Source organism: Cupriavidus sp. HPC(L) (genome assembly GCF_000307735.3).
Taxonomy (GTDB): domain Bacteria; phylum Pseudomonadota; class Gammaproteobacteria; order Burkholderiales; family Burkholderiaceae; genus Cupriavidus.
This window is the reverse complement of sequence record NZ_AMPR02000320.1, coordinates 1-2,380: the sequence shown is the minus strand read 5'-3', so window position 1 is coordinate 2,380 and position 2,380 is coordinate 1. Positions and strand designations below refer to the sequence as shown.

General features: G+C 69.2%; 2 protein-coding genes. Both read left to right on the top strand.

The features are described 5' to 3' along the window. A partial coding sequence (locus tag B551_RS16520; protein ID WP_023264583.1) for a polyprenyl synthetase family protein occupies positions 1–764 on the top strand: 764 nt, incomplete at its 5' end. Positions 765–835: 71 nt separating this feature from the next. Continuing rightward, on the top strand, positions 836–2,380 hold a 1,545-nt coding region (gene dxs / locus B551_RS16515; protein WP_023264582.1), incomplete at its 3' end, for a 1-deoxy-D-xylulose-5-phosphate synthase.

Below are 2,380 nucleotides of genomic sequence, written 5' to 3'. Positions count from 1 at the left end.
CCATGGGCGGCGGCAAGCGGGTGCGCCCGCTGCTGGTCCATGCGGCCGGCGAGGTCGGCGGCGCCGACCCGAGCGCCTGCGATGCCGCGGCCTGCGCGGTCGAGATGATTCACGCGTATTCGCTGGTGCACGACGACATGCCCTGCATGGACGACGACGACCTGCGCCGTGGCCGGCCCACCGTGCACAAGGCCTATGACGAGGCCACCGCGCTGCTGGTCGGCGATGCGCTGCAGACCCAGGCCTTCATCGTGCTGGCCGAGGCGGATACGCTGGAACCGGCCGCGCGGCTGCGGCTGGTCGGCGAACTGGCGCGCGCTTCGGGCTCGGCCGGCATGGCCGGCGGCCAGGCGATCGACCTGCAGCACGTCGGCCAGGCGATGTCGCTGGACCAGTTGGAGACGATGCACCGGATGAAGACCGGCGCATTGCTGCGCGCGAGCATCCGCATGGGCGCGCTGTGCGGCCGCATCGACGAGGCGGGCTTGGCGGCGCTGGACCGCTACGCCGCCGCGATCGGTTTGGCGTTCCAGGTGGTAGACGATATTCTGGACGTTACCGCCGATACCGCCACACTGGGCAAGACCGCCGGCAAGGATGCCGAGCAGCACAAGCCGACCTATGTGTCGCTGCTTGGCCTGGAACCGGCCCGCGAACTGGCCGCCCGGCTGCGCGACGACGCCCGCAAGGCGCTGGGCGAATTCGGCGACCGCGCGGCAAGGCTGGCGGACCTGGCCGACCTGATCGTGCTGCGCACGCATTGACAGCGGGCCGCGCGACCGATCGCCGTAAAACGACGAGCCGGACGGGAGAATCCGGCGGCAGGACGGATACCATGACTTACGCATTGCTCAATACCATCGACGACCCCGCGGACCTGCGCAAGCTCGACCGCCGCCAGCTGGCCACGCTGGCCGACGAACTGCGCGCCTTCGTGCTGGAGTCGGTCTCGCAGACCGGTGGCCACCTGTCGTCCAATCTCGGCACGGTCGAACTGACGATCGCGCTGCACTATGTGTTCGACACCCCGGTGGACCGGCTGGTGTGGGACGTCGGTCATCAAAGCTATCCGCACAAGATCCTGACCGGGCGGCGCGAGCGCATGAACACGCTGCGCCAGTGGAACGGCATCTCGGGCTTTCCCCGCCGCAGCGAAAGCGAGTACGACACCTTCGGTACCGCGCACTCGTCGACTTCGATCTCGGCCGCGCTCGGCATGGCGCTCGGCGCCCGCACGCTGGGCGAGCAGCGCGTGTCGATCGCGGTGATCGGCGACGGCGCGATGACCGCCGGCATGGCCTTCGAGGCGATGAACAACGCCGGCGTCTACAAGGACCTGCCGCTGGTGGTGGTGCTCAACGACAACGACATGTCGATCTCGCCGCCGGTCGGCGCGCTGAACCGCCATCTGGCGCGCCTGCTCAGCGGCCAGTTCTATGCGGCGACCAAGAAGGGCATCGAGCGCGTGCTGTCGGTCGCGCCGCCGGTGCTCGAGTTCGCCAAGCGCTTCGAGGAACATGCGAAGGGCATGGTGGTGCCGGCCACGCTGTTCGAGGAATTCGGCTTCAACTACATCGGGCCGATCGACGGCCACGATCTCGATTCGCTGGTGCCGACGCTGCAGAACATCCGCCGCCGCGCGCTGGAAGGCGGCGGCCCGCAGTTCCTGCATGTCGTCACCAAGAAGGGCCAGGGCTACAAGCTGGCCGAGGCCGACCCGATCCTGTATCACGGCCCCGGCAAGTTCAATCCGGCCGAAGGCATCCGCCCGGCCGCCAAGCCGGCGCGCAAGACCTATACGCAGGTGTTCGGCGAATGGCTGTGCGACCAGGCCGCGGCCGATCCGCGGCTGATCGGCATCACGCCGGCGATGCGCGAAGGTTCGGGTCTGGTCGAATTCGAGCAGCGTTTTCCGGACCGCTACTACGACGTCGGCATCGCCGAGCAGCATGCGGTGACCTTCGCCGGCGGCATGGCGTGCGAGGGCCTGAAGCCGGTGGTCGCGATCTACTCGACCTTCCTGCAGCGCGGTTACGACCAGCTGATCCATGACGTCGCGCTGCAGAACCTGCCGGTGGTGTTCGCACTGGATCGCGCCGGCCTGGTCGGCGCCGATGGCGCGACCCACGCCGGTGCCTACGACATTCCCTATCTGCGCTGCATCCCCAACATGATGGTGATGACGCCGGCGGACGAGAACGAGTGTCGCCAGCTGCTGAGCACGGCCTTCGCGCAGGACTGCCCGACCGCGGTGCGCTATCCGCGCGGCGCGGGCCCGGGCGTGGCGACGCAGGCCTCGCTCGACACGCTGCCGGTCGGCAAGGGCGAGATGCGCCGCAGCTGCGGCGCGCGCGCCGGCCAGCGGGTCGCCGTGCTGGCG